This window comes from Priestia sp. HNGD-A6 (assembly GCF_045784335.1).
GTDB classification, from domain to species: Bacteria; Bacillota; Bacilli; order Bacillales; family Bacillaceae_H; genus Priestia; species Priestia zanthoxyli.
Window position 1 is genome coordinate 745,933 of sequence record NZ_CP138621.1, and the last position, 19,934, is coordinate 765,866.

21 protein-coding genes are annotated in these 19,934 nt (G+C 38.7%); 8 read left to right on the plus strand and 13 right to left on the minus strand.

The features are described from left to right. Positions 1-29 precede the first annotated feature (29 nt). Both SCI76_RS03860 and SCI76_RS03865 read right to left on the minus strand, forming a co-directional pair. A complete protein-coding gene (locus SCI76_RS03860; protein WP_407545240.1) occupies positions 30-509 on the minus strand; it encodes a GNAT family N-acetyltransferase in 480 nt (159 codons plus the stop codon). Positions 510-725: 216 nt separating this feature from the next. Continuing rightward, the gene (locus SCI76_RS03865; RefSeq protein ID WP_407545055.1) at positions 726-2,150 is read right to left on the minus strand and encodes a phospholipase D-like domain-containing protein; all 1,425 of its coding nucleotides are present in this window, start codon (positions 2,148-2,150) and stop codon (positions 726-728) included. Positions 2,151-2,322: 172 nt separating this feature from the next. Between SCI76_RS03865 and SCI76_RS03870 the strand changes: the two genes are divergently transcribed. Beyond that, entirely contained in the window at positions 2,323-2,589 is a 267-nt protein-coding gene (locus SCI76_RS03870; protein WP_028413557.1) for a hypothetical protein, read from the plus strand. A 2-nt stretch (positions 2,590-2,591) separates the two neighbouring features. Here SCI76_RS03870 and SCI76_RS03875 read toward each other — a convergent pair whose 3' ends face one another. The 3 genes from SCI76_RS03875 to SCI76_RS03885 all read right to left on the minus strand — a co-directional run bounded on the left by SCI76_RS03875 (position 2,592) and on the right by SCI76_RS03885 (position 5,805). Next, on the minus strand, positions 2,592-3,191 hold the full coding sequence (locus tag SCI76_RS03875) for a DUF3298 and DUF4163 domain-containing protein (RefSeq protein ID WP_048021191.1): 600 nt from the start codon (positions 3,189-3,191) through the stop codon (positions 2,592-2,594). A 110-nt stretch (positions 3,192-3,301) separates the two neighbouring features. Continuing rightward, on the minus strand, positions 3,302-4,156 hold the full coding sequence (gene folD / locus SCI76_RS03880) for a bifunctional methylenetetrahydrofolate dehydrogenase/methenyltetrahydrofolate cyclohydrolase FolD (RefSeq protein ID WP_028408722.1): 855 nt from the start codon (positions 4,154-4,156) through the stop codon (positions 3,302-3,304). Positions 4,157-4,404: 248 nt separating this feature from the next. Beyond that, positions 4,405-5,805, minus strand: a complete 1,401-nt coding sequence (locus SCI76_RS03885) for a tannase/feruloyl esterase family alpha/beta hydrolase (protein ID WP_034265692.1) — start codon at positions 5,803-5,805, stop codon at positions 4,405-4,407. Positions 5,806-6,007: 202 nt separating this feature from the next. Between SCI76_RS03885 and SCI76_RS03890 the strand changes: the two genes are divergently transcribed. Then, entirely contained in the window at positions 6,008-6,478 is a 471-nt protein-coding gene (locus tag SCI76_RS03890; protein WP_407545056.1) for a staygreen family protein, read from the plus strand. Positions 6,479-6,530: 52 nt separating this feature from the next. Continuing rightward, positions 6,531-7,010: a hypothetical protein gene (locus SCI76_RS03895; RefSeq protein ID WP_047751087.1), complete on the plus strand. Its 480-nt coding sequence runs from the start codon at positions 6,531-6,533 to the stop codon at positions 7,008-7,010. Between the two features lie 33 nt (positions 7,011-7,043). Here the strand turns inward: SCI76_RS03895 and gltD are convergent, their stop codons facing one another. Both gltD and gltB read right to left on the minus strand, forming a co-directional pair. Further along, on the minus strand, positions 7,044-8,525 hold the full coding sequence (gene gltD, locus SCI76_RS03900) for a glutamate synthase small subunit (protein ID WP_407545057.1): 1,482 nt from the start codon (positions 8,523-8,525) through the stop codon (positions 7,044-7,046). A gap of 16 nt (positions 8,526-8,541) precedes the next feature. After that, positions 8,542-13,095 (minus strand): glutamate synthase large subunit, encoded by a 4,554-nt coding sequence (gltB, locus tag SCI76_RS03905; RefSeq protein WP_048021197.1) that lies wholly within the window; start codon positions 13,093-13,095, stop codon positions 8,542-8,544. A gap of 134 nt (positions 13,096-13,229) precedes the next feature. Between gltB and SCI76_RS03910 the strand changes: the two genes are divergently transcribed. Beyond that, positions 13,230-14,132: a LysR family transcriptional regulator gene (locus SCI76_RS03910; RefSeq protein WP_013056801.1), complete on the plus strand. Its 903-nt coding sequence runs from the start codon at positions 13,230-13,232 to the stop codon at positions 14,130-14,132. A 160-nt stretch (positions 14,133-14,292) separates the two neighbouring features. Next, a complete protein-coding gene (locus SCI76_RS03915; RefSeq protein ID WP_033578829.1) occupies positions 14,293-15,363 on the plus strand; it encodes a DUF3900 domain-containing protein in 1,071 nt (356 codons plus the stop codon). Between the two features lie 72 nt (positions 15,364-15,435). Here SCI76_RS03915 and SCI76_RS03920 read toward each other — a convergent pair whose 3' ends face one another. Then, positions 15,436-15,615 carry a small acid-soluble spore protein H gene (locus SCI76_RS03920; RefSeq protein ID WP_048021199.1) on the minus strand — a complete coding sequence of 60 codons (180 nt, stop codon included), beginning with the start codon at positions 15,613-15,615 and terminating at the stop codon, positions 15,436-15,438. A 77-nt stretch (positions 15,616-15,692) separates the two neighbouring features. Beyond that, positions 15,693-16,052 carry a hypothetical protein gene (locus SCI76_RS03925; protein ID WP_048021201.1) on the minus strand — a complete coding sequence of 120 codons (360 nt, stop codon included), beginning with the start codon at positions 16,050-16,052 and terminating at the stop codon, positions 15,693-15,695. 221 nt (positions 16,053-16,273) lie between these two features. On the opposite strand from SCI76_RS03925, the gene SCI76_RS03930 reads away from it, so the two are divergent. The 3 genes from SCI76_RS03930 to SCI76_RS03940 all read left to right on the plus strand — a co-directional run bounded on the left by SCI76_RS03930 (position 16,274) and on the right by SCI76_RS03940 (position 17,212). Beyond that, entirely contained in the window at positions 16,274-16,582 is a 309-nt protein-coding gene (locus tag SCI76_RS03930) for a flagellar hook-associated protein FlgK (protein WP_013056797.1), read from the plus strand. A 141-nt stretch (positions 16,583-16,723) separates the two neighbouring features. Beyond that, on the plus strand, positions 16,724-16,870 hold the full coding sequence (locus SCI76_RS03935; RefSeq protein ID WP_098626789.1) for a hypothetical protein: 147 nt from the start codon (positions 16,724-16,726) through the stop codon (positions 16,868-16,870). Between the two features lie 129 nt (positions 16,871-16,999). Further along, the gene (locus SCI76_RS03940) at positions 17,000-17,212 is read left to right on the plus strand and encodes a hypothetical protein (protein WP_028413567.1); all 213 of its coding nucleotides are present in this window, start codon (positions 17,000-17,002) and stop codon (positions 17,210-17,212) included. 60 nt (positions 17,213-17,272) lie between these two features. Here SCI76_RS03940 and SCI76_RS03945 read toward each other — a convergent pair whose 3' ends face one another. The 4 genes from SCI76_RS03945 to SCI76_RS03960 all read right to left on the minus strand — a co-directional run bounded on the left by SCI76_RS03945 (position 17,273) and on the right by SCI76_RS03960 (position 19,795). Continuing rightward, positions 17,273-17,707, minus strand: coding sequence for a MerR family transcriptional regulator (locus SCI76_RS03945; protein ID WP_116072632.1), 435 nt, complete (start codon positions 17,705-17,707; stop codon positions 17,273-17,275). 524 nt (positions 17,708-18,231) lie between these two features. Next, entirely contained in the window at positions 18,232-18,840 is a 609-nt protein-coding gene (locus SCI76_RS03950; protein WP_407545058.1) for a methyltransferase, read from the minus strand. Between the two features lie 68 nt (positions 18,841-18,908). Beyond that, the gene (locus tag SCI76_RS03955) at positions 18,909-19,085 is read right to left on the minus strand and encodes a hypothetical protein (RefSeq protein WP_165573411.1); all 177 of its coding nucleotides are present in this window, start codon (positions 19,083-19,085) and stop codon (positions 18,909-18,911) included. A gap of 95 nt (positions 19,086-19,180) precedes the next feature. Further along, positions 19,181-19,795 carry a poly-gamma-glutamate hydrolase family protein gene (locus SCI76_RS03960; RefSeq protein WP_228123050.1) on the minus strand — a complete coding sequence of 205 codons (615 nt, stop codon included), beginning with the start codon at positions 19,793-19,795 and terminating at the stop codon, positions 19,181-19,183. Positions 19,796-19,934 lie beyond the last annotated feature (139 nt).

Genomic DNA, 19,934 nt, shown 5'->3' on the forward strand with positions numbered 1-19,934 from the left:
AGAGGTGAATTAAAAAATTCATCTCTTTTTTATGCCATTTTATCCGTATGAATCCAAAAGCGTTGAACAATAGCCCCGTCCTCTTCTATATAATCCTCGTCCTGTATACCACCGTTTGCCAGAATAGTTCGACGAGAAGCAGTGTTCCAATCATCACACACAACTAATGCCCGTTGAACTCCCAGCTTTTTAATTTCTTGAAGAGATAACCTCAGTAGCAGCTTGGCATATCCTTTTTGTCTTTCACTTGGCCGGATACCATACCCTATATGTCCTCCGCTGTTTCGAAGTATTTCACTTAGCTCATGGCGGATATTAACTACGCCTATTACTCTTTCGTGATGCATTAGCCAGTATGTGGAATCGAGTACAAATCCTTTTTTTAATCCGATCCCTTTTTCTGCATCTAATAACTCTTGAACCATTTTTTCAAAGTAAGCAGGATCTTTAGCAATGACCCACGGAATCATTTTTTCTCCGCTTGCTTTCCATTCATGATAAAAGCTCATATAAGCCTTTTTATAAGCTGCATCTGGTTTAATTAAAACAGCGGTTTCCACGTACCTTCCTCCTTTTTGTTTATTATGTTTATACTACCTAATTCTCCCAATAAATAAAAGAGGATAATTTACGTGATGTGATCGTTGTATGAGCTTATTTATAAAGTATGTAACAAAAAGTACTCAATGAATGTTCATTGAGTACTTTTTTCTACTGCCGGTTGTTTAAATAAACTCCTTAAAAAACCTCGTTACTTTTGCAAGGGTATACAGTAAGGTACGCTTCATAACAGGCTCTTCTTTCTTTTGGATTTCAGGAGGTTTAACCCAGCGCTTGTGATTGGCAATAAGGATACTTTTATCCATTTTGTTTTCCATCGCCATCGTCAGCTTTTTTGCAAATTCTTGACTATCGATAATGATCATTGATTCGTTATTCAAAAATGTAGAACGGGAATCCAAATTAAAAGAGCCTACGGCGCTGAGTCTTTGATCATAAATCACAGACTTTGCATGGATCGAATAAGGTCCTTGGTATTCGTAAAGCTTTACACCTGTCTTCATAATCGTATCACGCATACTAATATATCCGGAAAAAGCCAACACATTGGGCGTAGATGTAACTGAATTTGTGAGTAGCGTCCATTGAACGTCTGGCTTCTTTTTCATGGCTGTATACTTTCTCATCGCATTGGTGGGCACCACATAAGGACTTTGAATAAGAACAGAGCGGTTAGCTTCTTCTGCTAGGTTAATAAACGTTTTCCACATAAAAGGTCGTTTATTAAAGCGTTCAATTGGATTATGAATAAAAGAAACACGCTTTGTAGAAACGGTGGAAGCATTCCAATTAATCTTGGGGGTCGCAAACGTTTCTCCTACTTGCTTAGCTTTATCATATTGCTGCAGCAGCAAAGCTTTCATCCTCTTCCCCTGATCAACCTGGTACTGTGTGAGATGATGAAAAGCTTTTTTAGTGTAGGGATGAGCCCATAATTCATTTATATAATTTTGCATTTGAGTGATGACGCTATCTTGTTTATGTTTACTGTTTGTAATAAAGACATCACGATCATAGACGAAGTCTGGAGGAGGCTTTTTAGCCAAATATTTGTCCCCTATATTCCGTCCCCCTATTATGCCTAGCTGTCCGTCTACAACCATTATTTTGTCATGCATACGATTTTGCCACGCCCAAGGTTTAAACAATTGAAACGGTTCGTAATACTTCACTTCAATATTAGGATGTGAAGCTAATGCATAGAGCACGCCCCTTCGGTTTCCCCGTAAGCCGTTAGCTATCCCATCCAAAAGAACGCGAGTATGGACGCCTCGATCAGCTGCTTTAAAAAGGGCGGCCATAATTAAATCAGTTGACTCTCCTTTTCCTATTGAGTAATAAGCAATATCAATCGATTTCTCAGCTTGTTGAATCATTTGAATACGAACTCTTCCTGCCTCATAACCATCTTCAAGAAGTCTCACTCGGTCCGTAGACTCACTGTGACCAAAAAAGCTAGCCGGTTTAATTGAGGTCGTTTCCTCTCCTATTTTTAAAGGTACATAAAAGAGAACCACCGCCGTTATAACCACATACAGAATATATAAAGATAAAATAATAAGTAATCCTTTGAATGCTATTTTTATCATCGCAACTCCAGCTTTTTGTCTTTTTCTGTTATCGTTCACAAATAATGATCATTACATGCAAGAAACTGCTTCCTTGATTACTTTGCGCTTTGTTCTTTTGACACATTTATTTTTTCTGATTCACTATTTGTATAGTATGCTAGTACATATCATAGAAAAAAGGATGATGGTGATGGAGGAATATTCTTTTCGTTTTCATATTACAGATTCTTACCCTTTGCAAAATGAAAACGATAAAATAGAAGCTGTTGTACGCACCAAAATCAAGCATGCGGAGCGAGGATGCTTGTACGAGGGTTATCTTCGTGTTCATATCACTAAAATCGGGGTGTTTCCTGTAGCAAAAGATATTGCTGAAGCGATTGGCGTTCGTTCGCTTCGTCAGCAGTTAGCGGCCGAATTAAAAAGATACGTACGGCCGCACCGCAATTTTTTATAACTTTATCCAAACATTTGTCCAAGTGGACTTTCATCTGTAATAATATCTTGAATAGCATAGATAGAAATTGGAAAGTAAGGAATTCCATATGCGTAAGGAGCCAGGTCATACAGCTGATAAAATAGTACAAGTGATTTATCGGCGATATAAAAATCCTGATTTGGTTTAATTCCTTTATATTCTCCAAGAACCATAATATCGCGCTCTTTTATTTGCGCTCCTACTATTTTAGAAAGAACACTTACGTAATTACTGTCTTTTTTAAACAAATCTTTTAGTTGATACGTTTTTCCAGTCAGCACATTAAACGTTAACGGAACTACCACGGTCAATCCGTGCGCTCCCCCGGAATAAGCAAAATTGACAAGCGTTAAGCTGAGCACATTTCGCTCGTTTGTTTTCAACTCATAATAACCCGTTTCTTCTGTATCCGGATTTTCTCCATATCCCTGCTGACGAATTAATTCATTCGTACGCTGCAAGATCTTACTGTTAATGCTGTGCTGAACAGCTGGATTAGTCAAATGAACAGCTGGATAGTAAACGTTTAACTTTTTCTTCACTATTTGTTGAGAATATACCGTTGCAGGTAACGTAACCATCGCTTCCTCCTCTTTCTATACAGAATGTTACATTCTATTCTTTTAGCTTTCATTCCATTACTGAAGCAAAAAAATCCCGTGCATATACGCACGGGATTTTTAACTTTCTATTATTTTACGTTGTTAATTGTTTTAGCAGCGTCTACCGTATTTTTTAATAGCATTGTGATGGTCATCGGACCAACGCCGCCTGGTACTGGTGTGATATAACCTGCAACTTCTAAAGCCGCTTCGTAATCAACATCACCAACGAGTTTACCATTTTCCATTGTGTTACCTACATCAATTACAATGGCACCCGGCTTAATATCATCTGCTTTGATAAGTCTAGGTTGTCCTACAGCTGACACAAGAATATCAGCTTGTTTTGTTAAAGCAGATAAATCTTTTGTGCGAGAGTGAGCAATTGTTACCGTTGCACTTTCTTGAAGTAACAGCATGGATACTGGTTTACCAACAATATTGCTTCGTCCAATTACTACCGCATGTTTACCTGAAATTTCTTCACCTGAACGTTTAATTAACTCAACGATACCGTGTGGTGTACATGGTAAATAGCACTCATCGCCAATGACCATATTCCCTACGCTTACTGGGTGGAAGCCATCTACATCTTTTTTAGGAGATACAGCATTTAATACTGCTTTTTCATCAATATGTTTTGGTAATGGAAGTTGAATAAGAATACCATGAACAGATGGATTTCCATTCAAGTGATGGATTTCGTTTAAAAGCTCTTCTTCCGTAATCGTTACATCACGTTTGATAATTTCAGACGCAACACCGATTTCTTCACAAGCCTTTGCTTTTGCTTTTACATATGATTGGGAAGCAGGGTTTTCTCCTACTAAAATTACGGTTAAACCAGGAACGATACCTTTTGTTTTTAATTGAGCTACCTCTTCTTTTAATGCGGCGCGCAGTTCTTGCGCTACTTCTTTTCCTTTAATTACTTTCGCTGTCATGATGTTTTTTGCTCCTTTCAACTGTAGCCATTTAATAAATGTACGAATTATAGTTATTAATCTAACACAAAAGTTCGGTTTTGTTCAATGTTTTTATTATTTTTATTTTAAATAGATAAAAATAAATAACAAATAACGTATATTCCATTCTTATCGCACTATAATATTTTGTATTCATAGAAGCTGTTTTTATTCAAATGTTGCTTTTCTAAATTAAAAACCGCGCCTTCGGCACGGTTTTCGACGATTTATTTTTTTGTTGATATGCTTTTCTTTGTAGTCAACGGCAGCACGTCTTCCTCTGTTTTTAGATCCTTTACATGCATTTCCTTGAGAGGCACACTTATTTTCTTATTTTTCGGAGGTTCTTCAAAATTCTCCACCCAATCACATAGCAGTTCAAATCCTTGATACACATAAGGAAGGAGAGGCTGAAGCTTTCGATCTGGATCAATTTGATGATTCCATACTAAGCTATCAATATGGTTTCCATTTTCAATTACGTAGTGACGATGAAGGTGCTGCTTACCAGAATCTTTTACCAGTTGTTCATAAGGATAAGCATGAATATCCGGAAAAATAAGAGCATCTAACGACCCTGTAATGCTTATCAACGGAACGGAAATATCACCTGTATTTTCAATTTCACGAACTTTTTGCTTAACATCTTGTGGTCTTTCTTGATAATCATACTTTTTAAAAATAGAATCTAACGAACGATCTCTAACTCCGTTTTCAAAAAGCGTCAAGTATTTTTGCCACGGAATGCTTCCAGGTGCTTGACTGTCAAACTCATCTCTATATATATTAAGCGTTAAAAACCAATAATACTGGTCATGATATGGCCATAAAAACTCAGATCCTTTTGGCAACCCTGCTTGATACAACCGGTGCAAAGCTTCTTTTTGCGATTCACCTACCGTATACAGTGCTTCTTCGGCATGATTTACAACAGGTGTTAGGGAAGTGATCAAGTTATCGTGATCAGCTCGCCACATAACCCCTTCCCATTCAACCCCTCCATTAAAAAGCTGAGGCTCTCCATTTTTCCCATCGTTTTCTAAAGCATAGCGAACAACATAACCCCCATTAGAAATACCTAAAGCATACGTTTTTATATCAAAATATTCTGTCACTTCTTTCTGGAGTTTGTGACGATAATTTTCAAACAAAAATCTCTGAGCAATTTTTGTCACTTCTCGGTATTGAATATGCCATTTTCTAATGGAGTCTTCTTCTTTGACTAGAGCGTTTTTTGCTTTAGCAAATGGATCATCTCTCACTTCTTCTCCCTGTGTCCCTTTATCAGAAGCAGCAAACGCAAACCCTTTTGCCAACACATAGTCGCTGAACAGTAAATCCGTTGATTTCTCATCTCTGGTAGCTGGAACTCCCGACATAACTAACTTTCCATTCCAGTCATCAGGAATTCGAATGAGAAATTTACCACCATCAACTTCACCTTCTACTTGAACGCCCGTTATTTCTTCAGGCTGATACATGTAATACCATCCATTTTTTTCTTCTTTTGTTCCCCAATAGATAGGAGCCAGCCCAATGTTCCCATAGGCAGTCGCTGCTTGAAATTGAAGAGGGTTTTTAGTCGTTAACCAGTTTCCATACTTACCGTCAAACGTTGTGATATTCAAGTGATAACCTCCATTCACATTTGCTTTTGAAGACAATCTTCGGGGACTGTACACGCATAATTTTAGTTAAATATTACCATTCATTTCTCAAAAAGTACATCAAAACGCCTTTGTTGCAGAAAGAAAGTAGACATTTATCACATCTGAGCCCATAGCGCCGTATAATATTGAAATTTATTCAAAAAAAGGAGTGTCAATGACTATGAGTTCGTTTAATTCTTCAAAACTCTCTACGACTCTCATTCCCCCTGCTACTTCCTCCTATCCGGTTTCTGGAAGAAAATATACTTTTACTCATTCTGATACAACCGGTCAGCTTTTTTTAAGCATCGGATGCTCATATAACAACAAGGCGATAGATAAAAATATGCGTGATGAAGTACTAGCTGCTCTTCACGTAACAGACCGACAAGCAGTTATTCAAGGCGAAGTTTTTGTTAGCGGAGGTGAGTTCAGCCGCGAGCAAGCACAGCTTCGTTATCACATTTTCCGCCGGGAGCTTCCGCTTGCTTTAGAAGCAATATTTTACGGAGACCAAGCGTTTTTTCAACATTATCCAGACTTGCTAAATACACCGATTTACATTTATTTTGTATCGACTTATCAAGAATTTAGAGGGTGGTCCTATTATCAAACCCCTAAATTTTATTTAAAACAAACATGCAGCAGCTAGCACGCTAGTGCATAAACTAATGGAAAATGAACGAGGAAGGTGTGAATGTCTCATGTACAGTCAATGGGTTTACCCCTATATGCCGCGCTACTACCATCCAGTGGTTCCTACTACGAATGAAAATTATTTAGAACCTTATAGATACAATGAAGACTTATTTTCTTATATCCTGCATGAAGAAGAGGAAGTTAGATCTACACGCGATGTAGACAGAGTGATGAAAATTTTAAAACGCCAGTATCAGTCCATCTACAGAGATGCTCAACGAGGCGGGATGGATAGCAAACTAACAGAATACTTATTTCGTTCCATTGTAAGATTTGTTGATGATAACTATAACAATTACAGCGGATCTATTAACGAACGCGTCGAAAAAGCCGCGCGACAGCTGAAAAAACGTGATCCCTGGATATTTGAACTTTTTAACTTATACAGCGTTTCCCCTGTTTCACAAGTTCGAATTACTAACACGATTTTAACCGTTTCATTTGAAAATTTACGTAGAGGAAATGAAGTGCCAAATCCTAGATAAACAAAAAACCGCCACAATTGTGACGGTTTTTTGTTATGGTAATACAGTTGCTCCCATTAGATGGCTATCAACTTGTTTAGCTACTTCACGACCTTCATGAATAGCCCATACGATTAAACTTTGCCCACGACGAGCATCACCAGCAGCAAAAACACCTTCAACATTTGTTTTGTAATTTCCATACGCTGCATCTACGCGACGATTTTTCGTTTCAACACCAAACGCTGATAGAACCGGATGCTCTGGACCTTCAAACCCAATCGCAATAAAGACAAGCTGAGCTGGCCATACTTTTTCTGTTCCTGGAATTTCGGTAAAGATGTACTGTCCATTTTCACCTTTTACTTTTTCCATTTGAACCGTATGAAGTTCTTTTAGATTACCTTGCTCATCTGCCACGATTTTTTTCGTTTGAATTGAATATTCACGTGGATCGTCCCCAAATTTCGCCTGTGCTTCTTCATAAGCATATTCAAGATTAAATACATGTGGATATTCAGGCCACATATTATCTGCCGTACGCTCAGCAGGAAGCTGAGGATGTTTACCAAACTGAACAACGCTGCGGCATTTTTGACGAAGAGCAGTAGCTACACAGTCAGCTCCCGTATCTCCGCCTCCAATAACAATAACGTCTTTTCCTTCAGCATCAATAAATTGACCATCTTTGAAGTTAGAATCTAAAAGGCTTTTTGTTGAAGTTGTTAAGTAGCCCATTGCAAAGTGAACTCCTTTTGCTTCACGACCTTCTAATACTAGATCTCTTTGCTTCTGAGCTCCTGTACACAAAATGACAGCATCATATTGTTCTTTTAACTCTTCAGCAGTAATGTCTTTTCCAACTTCCGTATTCGTTACAAAATCAATACCTTCTTGTGTCAATAAGCGAACACGTCTTTCCACTACTTTTTTATCTAGCTTCATATTTGGAATTCCATATGTTAATAAACCACCGGCACGATCTGCTCTTTCATATACCGTTACTGAATGACCCGCTTGATTCAGCTGATCTGCGCTCGCTAAGCCTGCTGGTCCAGAGCCAATAACAGCAATTTTTTTGCCTGTTCTTTTCTCCGGAATACGTGGAATAATCCACCCATTCTCAAAGCCTTTATCAATAATAGCGCGTTCGATATTCTTGATCGAAACCGCTGGATCTGAAATAGCAAGCGTACAGGAACCTTCACACGGAGCAGGACAAACGCGTCCTGTAAACTCCGGGAAGTTGTTGGTTTTCATTAAACGCTCTAAAGCTTCTTTCCAGCGTCCTTTATAAACTAAATCATTCCACTCTGGAATTAAGTTATAGATTGGACATCCAGAAGTAAAAGCATTAATATCCATTCCCATGTGGCAAAAAGGTGTGCCACAATCCATACATCGTGCTCCTTGACGGCTTAGCGCTTCATCAGATAAAGGAGCAGCATACTCTTTCCAATCACCTAAACGTTTTAACGGGTCACGTTCCTTCCCTTTTTCACGTTTGATTTCCATAAATCCTGTTGGTTTTCCCATCGTACTCTCCCCTTTCTTACTGAGCTACCGCTTCTTGTTGTTTTGCCGATGCTTTCTTTTCTTGTTTTGCATTTTCCTCAAACGCACTCATAGCTGCTTCTTCTTCCGTTAACCCAGCTGCTTTTTGCTCTTCAATGCGATTCATCATGCGTTTATAATCATTCGGAATCACTTTTACAAATTTCGAAAGCGATTCTTCCCAATTTTCTAATACAAATGCTGCTTTATGACTGTCAGTATATTTTAGGTGATTTGCAATCATCTCTTTTACTTCTTCTGCTTCTTCTCCTTTTAAGCTCTCAAACCCAATCATGTCTTTATTACAAAGGTTTTTGAATGCTTCTTGATCATCAGCAAATACGTAAGCAATACCGCCAGACATTCCCGCACCGAAGTTTTTACCTACATCACCTAATACGACAACGCGTCCGCCAGTCATATATTCACAGCCATGATCCCCAATTCCTTCAACCACTACGTTCACACCGCTGTTACGAACCGCAAAACGTTCTCCTGCTAGCCCGCTAACATAAGCTTCACCGCTTGTTGCACCGTAAAATGCCACGTTCCCGACGATAACATTTTCACCTGACACAGCTGTTGTTTCCTTAGGTGGAGCAACGATGATTTTACCTCCTGATAACCCTTTTCCGATATAATCATTTGCATCTCCAGTTAGATACATAGACATTCCTTTTGGAACAAATGCACCAAAACTTTGTCCTGCAGAGCCAGTGAATCGAAGAGTAATCGTATCTTCTGGCAGACCTTTCTCACCGTAACGTTTTGTAACTTCACTTCCTACAATTGTTCCAGCTACACGGTTAATATTAGAAATTGGCAGTTCTAACTCGACTTGATACTTATGCTCGATTGCTTGCTGTACCGCTGGCAAGATTTTTTGCATATCAAGAGATTCGTCAATTTTATGGTTTTGAGGTGTTTTAAAAGTACGTACACCTTCAGCTTGATATAAAAGAGTTGTTAAGTCTAAGTGCTGCGCCTTCCAGTGATTTTTTGCACGTTCGCTAACGCTTAATACGTCTGTACGTCCAACCATTTCATCTACTGTTTTAAATCCAAGTTCAGCCATAATTTCGCGTACTTCTTGTGCAACAAATTTCATATAGTTAACGATGTGATCCGCTTCTCCTAGGAACTTTTTACGAAGCTCTGGGTTTTGCGTCGCCACTCCAACTGGACATGTATCTAAGTGACACGCACGCATCATGATACAGCCTAAAACAATTAAAGGCGCCGTAGCAAAACCAAACTCTTCTGCTCCTAAAAGTGCTGCCATGACTACATCTTTACCCGTCATTAATTTCCCGTCTGTTTCAAGCACTACCTTTTCGCGAAGACCGTTTAACATAAGCGTTTGATGAGCTTCCGCTAAGCCCAGTTCCCACGGTAGTCCCGTATGTTTAATACTTGTTTTTGGAGATGCTCCCGTACCTCCGTCGTAGCCGCTAATAACGATAACGTCCGCTACTCCTTTTGCTACTCCGGCAGCAATCGTTCCTACTCCTGCTTTTGAAACGAGTTTGACGCTGATTCGTGCATCACGGTTTATATTTTTTAAGTCATGAATAAGCTGTGCTAAATCTTCAATCGAGTAAATATCGTGGTGTGGAGGAGGTGAAATTAAGCCTACTCCTGGCGTTGATCCACGCACATCTGCTACCCATGGATATACTTTGTTTCCTGGAAGCTGACCGCCTTCTCCGGGTTTTGCACCTTGTGCCATTTTAATTTGAAGCTCATCCGCATTCACAAGGTAATGACTTTTCACTCCAAAACGGCCAGAAGCAATCTGTTTAATCGCACTGCGGCGATTATCTCCATTTTCATCCACAGTGTAGCGGCTAGGGTGTTCGCCACCTTCTCCACTGTTACTGCGTGCGCCTAAACGGTTCATCGCAATCGCTAATGTTTCATGAGCTTCTTGACTTAAAGATCCAAACGACATAGCACCTGATTTAAAACGTTTTACAATCGAATCAACTGATTCCACTTCATCAATGGAGATAGATGAACGCGTTCCATTAAACGAGAATAGGTTGCGCAAGAAACCGATGCGTTCTTCATTAGCCGATTCAGAGAATTTTTTAAATAAGCTGTAATCTCCCTTACGGCAAGCCCACTGCAGCGTGTGAATTGTTTTTGGATTAAACGCATGATGCTCGCCCGTGTGTCTCCACTGGAAGTCGCTTCCTGACTCTAACGTTTGCTCAATTGTTTCAACATAAGCATTGTCGTGACGCGTTTTCGCTTCTTTTGCAATAACATCTAAACCGATACCGCCAAGTTGCGAGGCAGTACCTGTAAAATATTGCTCGATAACCTCTGCACTGATTCCAACTGCTTCAAAAATTTGTGCGCCCCGATAACTTTGCACCGTTGAAATGCCCATTTTAGACATTACTTTTACAACACCTTCAGTAACGGCTTTTACATATTTCTCAACAGCATAGTCATACGATACGTTCAACGTACCTGCGTTAATTTCATTTTGATATGTTGCAAAAGTAAGATATGGATTAATTGCGTCTGCTCCGTAACCAATCAGTGCTGCAAAATGGTGCACTTCGCGCGCTTCTCCTGTTTCCACTACAATGCTCGCCTTTGTACGGTTTCCTTTTCGCACTAGGTGCTGGTGCAGCCCGCTGACCGCTAATAAAGCTGGAATGGCTACAGAGTGAGCTCCCGCTTCACGGTCTGTCAGAACAAGAATGCTAGCGCCTGCGTTAATTGCCGCTTCAGCTTCAGCAAATACGCGATCAAGATCTGCTTTTAAATCATTTGTGAACACCGCAGAAATAACAGCACTTTTGAAATCTGGATGAATGGCAGACTTCAGCTGATGAGTTTGATCGTTTGTTAAAACCGGCGTCTCAAGCTGAATTCGATGAATGTTTTCTTTGGTTGGATGCAGTAAATTCCCTTCTGCACCAAGCAACGTCATTGTTGATGTAACCAACTGTTCACGAATAGCGTCAATCGGTGGGTTCGTTACTTGAGCAAACAGCTGCTTAAAGTAATTGAACAGCGATTGAGGACGATCAGACAACACGGCTAATGGAGTATCATTACCCATTGAACCAAGCGGATCTTTTCCTTCTGTAATAACTGGAACTAAATATTTATGAATATCTTCATACGTGTAGCCAAATGACTTCTGGCGAATGACCAAATCATCGAAGTATTCAGATTTTTCTCCCTGCACTTCTGGCAACGTTACCAGCTGTTCATCTAACCATTCTTGATAAGGCTCAGCCTGTGCCATTTCAGATTTAATTTCTTCATCTGAAATAATTCGGCCTTCTTCTAAATCGATTAGAAGCATTTTACCTGGGCTTAAACGATCTTTATATAACACATTTTCATCTTCAACATCAATGACGCCTACTTCTGATGAAAGTATGATGTAATCATCTTTTGTAACATAATAGCGAGCTGGACGTAAACCGTTACGGTCTAAAATAGCACCGATTTGCTTTCCATCCGTAAACGAAATAGCAGTCGGACCATCCCATGGCTCCATTAATGCGCTATGATACTCATAGAAAGCACGTTTTTCTTTTGACATGTGCGGATTCTCAGACCAAGGCTCTGGAATAAGCATCATCGCTGCATGGGCTGGCTTGCGGCCGGCCAATACAAAAAACTCTAGCGCATTATCTAACATGGATGAGTCGCTTCCTTCAGCATCTAAAATTGGAAGAACCTTCGGCAAATCCTTACCAAATGCGTCCGAAACAAACTGCTGTTCACGCGCTCTCATCCAGTTTTGATTACCGCGAAGCGTATTGATTTCACCGTTGTGAATTAAATAACGGTTTGGATGTGCTCTTTCCCAGCTTGGGAACGTGTTTGTGCTAAAGCGAGAATGCACTAAAGCAAACGCTGAAGTAAAGTCTTCATCTTGTAGGTCAAGATAAAAAGCATCCACTTGTTCAGGTGTTAACAACCCTTTGTACACAATTGTTCTGCTTGAAAGACTTGTAAAATAAAAACGGTTTTGACGTGCCTGCGCCCAATTTTCCGCTTGCTTACGAATAACATATAGCTTGCGCTCAAACGCTAAGTCATCTTGAATACTGTCATTTGCCCCAATAAATACTTGTCGTACGTATGGACAGCTTTCTTTTGCAACTTTTCCGATTTTTCCGACATTTACAGGCACAGTTCTCCAACCTAATAACGTTTGTCCCTCTTCTTCAATTAATTTATTAATATAAGCTTCAATTTCTCGACGCTCGTCTTCATTATTTGAGAAAAAGATCATTCCAACTCCATAACGACCGTTTTCTGGCAAGTTCAGTTCAACGCATGTCTTTTTAAAGAACGCGTGTGGAATTTGTACCATTAATCCAGCTCCATCTCCTGTTAGCGGATCACTTCCCTGTCCGCCTCGATGGTCAAGCTGGCAAAGCATGTTTAGTCCTTTTTTAACGATATCATGTGACGCTACGCCTTTCAATTGAGCGTATAGTCCGATTCCACATGCATCGTGCTCAAATTCAGGACGGTAGAGACCTTGAGCTTTTGGCATTTGATTGTATGTCATCTTCTTCTCCCCCGTTCGTTTTCTTTATCTTTTTAAGATCACCTGTTTACATTGTAAGTTTTCAAATCAATATAAACAATATATAATTTAGATAAAACTAATCTAATTTTGATATATATAGATGGAGGATGCTTATGGAACTGCGTCAATTACGCTATTTTATGGAAGTTGCAAAAAGAGAACACGTATCTGAGGCCGCAGAATATCTGCATGTAGCTCAATCAGCAATCAGCCGTCAAATCGCGAACCTGGAATCTGAGCTAGGTGTTAGTTTATTCAAACGTGAAGGAAGAAATGTCAAGTTAACAGCAATAGGAAAAGTCTTTCTTGAGCATACGGAGACGGCCATGAAAGCTATTGACTATGCGAAAGAACAAATTGATGAATACTTGGATCCCGAAAGAGGAACGATTAAAATCGGATTTCCAACAAGCCTTGCTAGTCACCTTCTTCCTACTATTATATCAGCCTTTAAAGAAGAACACCCAAATGTTGCTTTTCATCTTAGACAAGGTTCGTACAAATTTTTAATTGAATCGGTTAAAAAAAGAGATATTAATATCGCTTTTTTAGGCCCTGTACCTGTAGAAGATCAAAGTATTGAAGGGCATATTCTATTCACTGAAAATCTTTTAGCCCTTGTTCCCTCTCATCACCCGCTCGCTGAACGGGATAACATTCGGCTGCGGGATTTAAGAAATGAAGATTTTGTGCTATTTCCAAAAGGATTCATTTTACATAAAATGGCCTTTGACGCTTGCAAACAAGCAGGATTCATGCCCAATATTTCATCTGAAGGAGAAGATTTAGATGCGATTAAAGGTCTTGTATCCGCAGGAATTGGCGTGACGCTTCTTCCTGAAAGTACAGTGTCTGAAACGACTCCTCGTTTTACGACTAAACTTCCTATTCATACGCCGCAGCTTCAGCGGACAGTCGGAATGATTATTCCTAGAAATCGTGATTTAGCACCTTCTGATAAAATTTTTTATAAGTTTGTCAAAACCTTTTTCGAACGTTTGGAACAGTATAAATAAGAGAGGCCCCCTGCCTCTCCTATTCTTTGCTTTATACACTATTCCTCAGCTGATCAATTGTATAAATAGATCTTTTTCCCCTAAAGCTAACAGGCATTGACGCTTACCGGACTCTTTCTTATACTGAAGTAACTGACTAAAAAGAAACAAGGTGACTGCTATGGATTTTAAAATTAATTTTTTATCATTTTACGTAATACAAGTAGAAGGAAAAGAAGAACAGGCCTCTAAACAATATAAGCATTTTCAAACGCTTGATACGGAAGAATATGAAGAAAGTTCCATTAAAGATTTTTTAGACGGTGAATTTAAAAAAATTGTAAAGCGCAAAGTAGAGCGACACCCCAAAGCAGAACAAGTGCCTACAAAGCTCGGGTATTTTATAGTTGAACCGGGACACGCTCTCGACTCAAACCCTAATTATAATTTATTTCACCGCACTCGTTTTGCCACAACCAAAGAAGAATTTGAAGAAAACAGCGAACAGTTTATCAATGCATACCTTGATACTGCAGCCGTTCGAGGAGGAGCATTTTTAGTGGTATCTGCTGTTCCAAGAAAATATTTTGATCATGCTTTTGTGTTTATTTTAAAATGTGACTTCGAACCAAAAGTGGCTTCAATTTCAGATGAATCAACCCTTATTCGTCACGTAGAAATGGCGATTACTACTAAAAACATGAAATCCATTCAATACCCATACATGCCTGAAGAAGGCATGGTGGAAGAAAGCGAACTCGTTATCCACCAAGCGTCTCACGCCCGTTATTTTGAAGACTTTTTGAAATTCATTGATTACAACGAGCCGATGCCTGAGATTATGAAAACACAAGTGATGGATATGGTGCGTGAACACGTCAGCGAAACGTTTGAAGCAGAAAGCGTAGAGCTTGAACAGTTTGAATCAGACATGGAACTGTGGGCAACAAGTGAAAAGCGTGAGCTTCAAGAACGTTTAGATACCCATCAAGTCATGGAAGCCGCTGCTCATATCGTCGAGCATACCCCTGATGCAGAGCTTAAAATGAAGCTTGGCGAAACAGAGATTAAAGGGCTGCTAGCTGATTTTGGTGAAAATATTCATTTAGCAAAAGTGAACGGACGCTACGTGGCGTTAATTGAAGCGGAATCGATTCTGTTTGAAAAAGGCGCGTCTCCGATTGAGTTTCATAAGCCAGGTGATTTGCACGGGATTATTGAGAAAATCAACAGTAAGAAATGGGAAGAATAAATAAAAGGAAGAGAGCTGTGTATTTGCTCTCTTCCTTTTATTTAACTGAACTAGTAGCTCTATTTATCCACCTTAATTCTCTACTAATTGACTCACCGCAACATCTTGTTCATTTTCCGGCTGACCTAGCGGATAAATTCTTGCCGTATCATTTTCTTCGCTTACATGTTGAATATAAACGGCCGTATCGTTATACGTAACGTTAGCCATAACGGGTGAATCAGCAATTTGTTTTGCTCGCTGCTTGTCCACGTTTCTTCCCCCCTCTATGCTGATATACATATAAGGTTTGCTTAAAGAATGGATGATATTCGCCGTTTAGAATCGTTCTAGCGCTTTTTAGCGGTGCGGTAGCCAAGGTAAAAGATGAAAGAAGTATAGATAATAAATGCAGCTCCAGCTAGCAAGATCATTTTGTGATGATGCCAAAGGTCTACGTATGTTTTGATGAAGACCCCTTTTGTAAGTAAAATATATTGATACACAATAAAACCAACCGCCAAAGCAAGAAACAGCACGCGAAACAAACGAATGAAATCAATGTTAGATAAAATGGAAGCAGCTTTTACCCAGGGCGATGTAGGAGGCGGAGCTTTTTTGGTGCTGCGGCTCTTCGGCTTTGGTTTCTTTGCAGGCGGAGCTTTTGATTCTTCTATTTTAGGTGCTGGTTTTTGTTTCCCTTGAGCCATCGGTCACTTTCCCTCTTTCTTAAATAAAGTGTCTAAAAAAGAAGCTTTTCTATTTTGCATATTCAAGAAAGGGTTTGCTATCTCCTTTTTCCTCTTAAAAATACTTTCCTTTTTTAAAATACAGAATGTCTTTAGGTATATGCCTATAGCATTTTTCTTATCTTCGCATACGTTATATCGTGTTTGATTTGAAGTTACTATTTAAAAGGAGCGGTGCCCTAATGAACCCTTATTATTTCAACCCCGGATATATTCCTCAGCAAGTTGATTACTCAGTTCAACAATACTATCCCCCTTACGTACCACAGCATGAAGAATACGATGAAAGACAGCAGCTTCAAAATCTTGGAGGATTTGAACGAAGAATTCGTGCTCTTGAGAGACAAAATGAGGAGCAAGTCAGAGAAATTACTCGCTTAAATCGAGTTGTGGAGCGACATACTGACCGTATAAACAGATTAAATCAGCGCTTACGCAATGTAGAAAGAAGACTTAACATTCCATTTACAGCAAGCCAGGACGGATTTTAAACTTACCTTAAGCATTCCCGTTTCTTTTGAGCGAGAATGCTTTTTTACATATCTTCCGTCGTTTTTGATAGCACGAAGGATATTTGATTAAACTTTACATAAAATAAAATTCGACTATAAAAAAGAAAAGGAGAAAATCACATGAAATCCCCTGTTGTTATTTGTCCTAACTGTCATTCTCAAAAAGAGCTCGCTACCGTTTTAACTGCTCAGTCCAATCAAAACGTTATCTATATATGCTCAGCTTGCGGCTATAAGCTGACAAACATTAAAACAAGCAAAGGATAACCAGTATCTCTCCCCTCACTTAGTACCTATACTTAATACGTTCTTCTGTCCACATACAAAAATTAACGTTTACGTAAATGTTATTATTTTTGTATACTGATAGTATTATGGGAAAGGGAGTTGAAGAAGTTGAAGTTTAAAATGAAGGAACGCGGGCAGCTGCATTTGAGTCCAGAAGGAAAACAATTGATTTTAGACTTATACGAATCAAATATGATGGAATCTGTAAATGAAGCTTTGGATGCTGAAACAAGAAGCTTTCACAGCGGAAAAGCCGACGGGATACAGGCTATTCTACTTCTTTTAGGGGTACAGCTAGAAGAAAACTCTTCACAATCATAAATAAATTCCCTATAAAACACATAAAAGCAGACGCACTCTTCTGGTGAATGCGCCTGCTTTTTATGATTCTTCCTGCTCGAATTTTATAATTGCAGCCTTAGCACGATCTCTCAGTGACAGAAGGTCAGACTCTACTTTTAAGATGTTTTTCTTTTTCTGTTCAATCAGCTTGAGCTGCTCTTCTACCGTATGTAACACTTGCTCTAACTTTTCTTTTTGTTGACTTGTTCCTTTCACTTGCCTATAATCCATCTTTTGTATTTCAAGAGTATCACTTAAAGCAAGAAATTCCTGTAATTCTTGAAGTGAAAAACCCATGACTTCTTTGGCATTCGTAATTTTCTTTAAGAATTCTACGTGTTCTTCCGTGTACAGACGAAATCCACCTTCACTTCTTGGAGGTGCTGGCATCAGTCCAATTTGTTCATAATAACGAATCGTACGTTTTGTTAAACCGCTTTGCTTCGCTACATCATCTATTTTTAGTTCACTCATTTTTAAATCCCCTTTAATCAATTAACAATGTCAACTTTTCGTACTTTTTACTATTATACACTAACGCTAGATATCTCAAAACAAATCTGAACAGCTGTGCACTTATTTAAAAATAAATAAGCAATTTCTTCACCCTTTTTTAGAGTAAAAAAATTGCTTATACAGTATATGCTGGGTTCTTTTCTCTAAAACCTTATCATAAATGCCGTTTCTGTTAATTTACGATTTAGCATACAAATTAATAAATTTGTTTTTGAGACTTCTTATTTCTATCGACTAAATGTTTATTAACTTGTATGTAGCCTTCTCTTTCTGTACTAGCCCCGCCTGCGCTGAGTACACCGATAGCCACGCATGCTATCCAACCTAGTTTCATTATAACAGAAAGCGCTTACATAATAAAGTGTTATGCTTTAATTTCTAAAAAGTTATAAATAAAATCAGCAGGCCTTTTTCTAGCCCCTGCTGATTTGTTAAATAGAACGAGCGACGATACACCTTTATGAAATAGTAAATAAGTCGTCTTAATAAGCTACTTTATAAATCAAAAACCGTTCATATGGATTTTTACGATTCAACTCTGGCAGCATTACCTCTTCTTTTAAAATGAAAGAAGGGTGTTTTTCGAGATGATGAAGATAATCCTCTGAACTATAATACAAAATTAAATCAATCTCGCGCTTATTCTCTTCCCACGAACGCAAAATATTGTTCACTACTTGGATAAAAATTTGAACTGAAAAAGGATTAAAAAAATAAAAGCAGTTGTCTAGTGGGTGAATCTTATATTCCTGGGCTAAACAACACTGAAAATAAATATGACTTTTTCGGCCCTTGGCTTTTTTTAAATAGCGCCTCTGATTATCTATGGCCTGCTCATAGAAGTGCTCATTCATTTCTATCCCTACAGCGGTGGCATTACATAGGTAGTTCACATAAAAATTCAGCCTTCCTTTCCCACACCCGAAGTCGACAATTCTATCGCTGCTTGTTAGATCATATTGACTGAAAAGTGCTTCTAATGCACTATAAGGCGTGGGTTCATAACGATGGTAATGAAATGAATCATTAAATCCCTTTTGTTCTCCCGTTGTTTTTATATTTAATAAAGCGTCATAATATTGTTCATTCATGGCCAATCTCCTGTTTATAGTTGTCGAAAAAGAGAAAGAAGGACAGATGTCCTTCTTTCCCTTTTTACTCACTCTACTTTTACGCGCATTTCTGATATTTTAAGACCAATCTCTTCGATTAACTGCACAGCTTCCGCTCGTTTTTGATCATCTAATGTGCTGATTTCTGGTATGTCTATGCTTTTTAAATATCGATAAGAGGCTTTAAGTCGTTCTAGGGTATCTTCTTGGTCAAACTTTTTCATGATTATCTCCTCCAGTTTATGTAGTTACTATATGTATACCACAAACATGTCCGTAATAAATCTAACCTGTTTAATAAATACTAAACGTATCTGATTTATCTAAGAGGAAATGCACTTCTAATAGCTGATATATACTCAAAAAATTCCTGGGTTTTCGAATTTTTACGTTCATTTCTCGTGTTAGTTGAAAAAAAAGCTTCTCTTTGCGCTTTACTTATCTCAATTTGCACACCCATCCGCCTAGCTGTTTTATTGGTTATATTTCTAGGGCTGGTACCGGAAACAGGATCTTGATCTGATAAAATTTCTGTACTAAAGCCTTTAGAAACAAGCGCTTCATGTACTTTGGACCTTAACGCTTTGTCAGCACCGCCGATTTTAGTATGCTTTTCACTTTTGTCGTTGTATCCATGAAAAGATACTGCATAGTCTTCTTTTGATATAATCGTTAACGCATGAGGTTCATCAAAATGAGTGGATGTGATATGAAGATCGGCATTTCCTGATTTCTTTAACCCTTCAAATATATAGTACGAGTATTCGTTGCCCGCTAGGCCAACAGCAAGTTCGGATGTTCCAGTTTCGATACCTCCGCCGTGTATCGCGAGCATAATAATGTTAGAAGGTCTGATTTCAAATTGAATTTTGTAGTCTTGGTTGTATACTTCATAAGAGGCAAGTTCAGAGAAGCTAGCATATTTATCTGGCATCATATATCCTCCTTGTGAATGAGACATAGTAAATAAACTTATTAGTTCTTTCTTTAATGTACCACATCTTTTCTTTCATCACATACTATGTGATTGCAATTACCAATAAATATGGTACGATTAAGTTCGAGTTTCTTGC